The following is a 3,435-nucleotide window of genomic DNA, read 5'->3' on the forward strand; positions in this document are numbered from 1 at the left end:
ACTATGTCAACTAAATGACATAGTTTTTTTGTGGGCGTATAATAAAAACAGATATAAAACGAGTTAACATTACGCAAAAAAAGGAGGATTATTGTATGTTACACGAAGTATCTTTCACATCTTATAATGAACGCGATCAAGTGCAAGGTTGGATTTATGTTCCTGCATGCAAACCGAATGGAATTGTTCAATTGATCCATGGATTTGGCGAACACTCAAGACGCTATATCCACATGATTTCGGCTTTTCTAGATGCAGGCTATATTGTAGCCGCTGATGATCATGTAGGTCATGGAAAAACCGCAATGGTAAATAATGTCTGGGGTGACTGGGGAGACAAAGGATGCCACACCATGATGGAAGATGAACACACATTGAAGAAAATTGTATGTGAGAAATATCCAAATTTACCTTACTTCTTATTTGGTCACAGTATGGGTTCATTTATCACAAGAGATTTTATTGCGAAATACGGAAATGAATTAAATGGTGCAACAATTTGTGGTACAACAGGCATTTTCCGTGGTGCTAAAGAAGTTAAAGAAAAATTGAAAGAAATCATTGATGCAGGACACGGTGAAGAGTCGGATCCTAATATTGTTAGCTCACTTATGGGCTGGATGTGCGAACGTTGTGGTGAAATAAGTATAGGAAATGAATGGATCTGCCATGATCCATATGTACAAAGTGACCATGCACAAGATCCTTTTGATGCCTTTACAAGACCTACAAGCAATCGTTCCATTTATGACTTTATCCAAATGATGCTTGTGATTGAAGGAACTCAATGGGCCAAAAAAGTACCTACAAAATTACCTATTTATAATATTGCCGGTGATCAAGATCCAGTTGGTGAATATGGTCTTGGAGTATGTCAAGTCAGTAACTGGCTTGTAGAAACTGGACATCATGTCACTACTAAACTATATTCTGGCTATCGTCACGAAATTCATAATTATGCAGAAATCAAAAATGAAGTGGAAGCCGGAATCATTGAATTCATGAATTCAAATCTTTAGAGGTGTAATTCAATTTACACCCTTTTTCATTAAAGGAGATACCTATGTTTAAGACAATGCGAAGATTTAAACAACAATTAAGCCAAGAAAAATGTATTGAAATACTTACCAATGAACCACATGGAGTATTATCTTTAATCAGTGATACAGGATATCCCTATGGTTTTCCTATCACACATTGGTACGATGAAAAGACTGGAAACATTTATTTTCATGGGGCTAAAGAAGGACACAAGATAGATTGTTTAAAACAATGCGATAAAGCTAGCTTTTGCGTCATGGATAAAGGTTTTAAAAAAGATGGTGAATGGGCTATTCATTATCAGAGTGTTATTGTATTTGGAAAAATCAAGTTGGTTGATGATCCAAATAAAGTCAAAGAAATATGTACTAAGCTCTGCCTTAAATTTACTAACGATCAAGATTATATTGATCATGAATTAAAGTATTCAGGACCTAGTGTGCAATGTTTTGAACTTATCCCTGAATATATGACTGGAAAAATCATAAAAGAATCTTAATTGAGTTTCATGTCCTTCAATGTTACTATTAATATAATAAAGTTGAGGAATTATTATGGCAACACAAGCAACATTAGAACAATGGAAAGAGCTATATGATTTAGCTATTGAAATCACCAAATTAAAGCCTTGGAACGCTTATTGGGACATGGATTTAATTGCGGTAGAAACAAAGAAAAATGAAGAACCCAACTTCGTATCAATTATGGGTAAAGGTGGAACTTGCACAGGTATCAGTGTCTATCGTGGCATGGAAGGATATAGTGATTTTTGTCAAATCAGCAATGACGACTATAACGTACCTGCAACATTTGTGATGTCTGATCAAAACTGCATTACTTGTTATTGGGGAAACCGTGATGAAGTAGATGACGATATGTATTCAATCATCAAAAAATTAGGTCTTCGATTCCGTGGAAATGGAAACTGGATCTATTTCAAAACTTTTGAAAAGAAGAGTTTTCCTAGTCTTCCAAATTATGGTGAAGTTAAGATGTTGATTGAAACCTATAAGGGATTGATTGAAACACTTAAACATGAAGAATACCAAGAATCTATTTTTGACAAAGGTGATATTATCTATACCCAAAAAGATGAAGACAATCATTGGTTTTCATATACTGTACCTAGACCTATGGAACCAGAACGATATAATACGATTCTTGTCAACGATTCAAATCTAATTGATTATTTTAAAAATATGGATGACTCAGATTTAGAACTTGCCATCGACATGGATTATATGATGGTCCCTACAAATGATAAAGGTTTTGAAAGACCGATCAATCCATTGGCATATATTGTATTTGATTTAAGAAATGATCAAATTTTACACTTTGATTTAATTCACCCAGATCAAGAGGATTATGAAGTCATTATGAATAATTTCTTGGGGGCCATCGAACATTTTGGTAAACCTAAACATGTATATGCTAGAAATCCATATATTCTAAATTGGCTTGATTTTATTTGTGAGAAATTAGAAATTCCTCTAGTTGAAGATGATTTAGAGGAAATCGATGATATATTTAATATGTTAAAACATATGGATATGGAGTAATAAAATGAAAAAGAAACTGCAAAAACAAATGGATTCCATGATGGAAACGACAATGGACGCAATCACAAACAATACGAAATTAGTGCCTGCATTAAATGAATTATTCAAATATGCACCAAAAGATGAAAAGTCTCAATTTATCTTACTTCACGAAATTGCCAATCAATATCTACATGAATTATTAGATATTGATTCTGAATTCCATGATTACTCTTTTGAAGAAGGTATAAAAATTTGTATTGAAGAAAAAGTAGACTATTTAAAGGAAAGATTTCAAATTTGTACCATCCAATTTCAATTGGAAGATATCACAAGAACCATCACACTCCCTAAAAGGCTACCATTAGCGGACATGACATATTTTTTAATGTCAAGCTTAGATATCGCATGTTACTATGACTTTATGATCAATTGTGAAGGCATTGATTATTCGCCAGAAGAAATGCAAATGTGTTCCATTGCCGATTTATGTTTAGAAAAGAATGACATGTTCTTATTATCCTTCTTCAACTCTGAAACGGATGAATTTTATCCAGTGACAGGAAAACTCATCAATGAAGAACTAAATAAAAAAGAAATTGAATTAGAATGTATTCATGTACTTGAAGCTAAAAACGATGGTCCTTGGGTAGATGAAAATGAACATCGTACTTTAGAAGAACAAAATGATCAATTAGTTTCTGGATTCTTCTTTAATAAGATGTTCTATGAAAGACCCGATTTATTTGAAGAATTAGAAAATGGTAAAGACATCGAAGAACTGCTTTTTGAAATGATTGATGAAGAATTAAATGATAATGTATTTGATACAGAATTATTAAACTAAAAAGGATCG

General features: G+C 32.9%; 4 protein-coding genes. All 4 read left to right on the forward strand.

The annotated features are described in order from the left end of the window. Nucleotides 1-95: 95 nt before the first annotated feature. From EUBIFOR_RS08250 to EUBIFOR_RS08265, 4 genes are read left to right on the forward strand one after another with little or no spacing between them, the layout of a single operon-like run. A complete protein-coding gene (locus EUBIFOR_RS08250) occupies nt 96-1,019 on the forward strand; it encodes an alpha/beta fold hydrolase (protein WP_003865566.1) in 924 nt (307 codons plus the stop codon). 44 nt (nt 1,020-1,063) lie between these two features. Further along, the gene (locus EUBIFOR_RS08255) at nt 1,064-1,540 is read left to right on the forward strand and encodes a pyridoxamine 5'-phosphate oxidase family protein (protein WP_003865567.1); all 477 of its coding nucleotides are present in this window, start codon (nt 1,064-1,066) and stop codon (nt 1,538-1,540) included. A gap of 55 nt (nt 1,541-1,595) precedes the next feature. After that, nucleotides 1,596-2,600, forward strand: a complete 1,005-nt coding sequence (locus EUBIFOR_RS08260) for a DUF7309 domain-containing protein (protein ID WP_003865568.1) — start codon at nt 1,596-1,598, stop codon at nt 2,598-2,600. Between the two features lie 4 nt (nt 2,601-2,604). Continuing rightward, nucleotides 2,605-3,426: a hypothetical protein gene (locus tag EUBIFOR_RS08265; protein WP_003865569.1), complete on the forward strand. Its 822-nt coding sequence runs from the start codon at nt 2,605-2,607 to the stop codon at nt 3,424-3,426. Nucleotides 3,427-3,435: the final 9 nt, after the last annotated feature.

Origin of the sequence: Holdemanella biformis DSM 3989, assembly GCF_000156655.1 — a bacterium.
In the GTDB taxonomy this organism is placed as follows: domain Bacteria; phylum Bacillota_I; class Bacilli_A; order Erysipelotrichales; family Erysipelotrichaceae; genus Holdemanella; species Holdemanella biformis.

Excerpts from the sequence above, each read along its gene's own strand:
- EUBIFOR_RS08250 (WP_003865566.1), top strand. The coding sequence starts at position 96 with ATGTTACACGAAGTATCTTTCACATCTTATAATGAACGCGATCAAGTG.
- EUBIFOR_RS08255 (WP_003865567.1), top strand. The coding sequence starts at position 1,064 with ATGTTTAAGACAATGCGAAGATTTAAACAACAATTAAGCCAAGAAAAA.
- EUBIFOR_RS08260 (WP_003865568.1), top strand. The coding sequence starts at position 1,596 with ATGGCAACACAAGCAACATTAGAACAATGGAAAGAGCTATATGATTTA.
- EUBIFOR_RS08265 (WP_003865569.1), top strand. The coding sequence starts at position 2,605 with ATGAAAAAGAAACTGCAAAAACAAATGGATTCCATGATGGAAACGACA.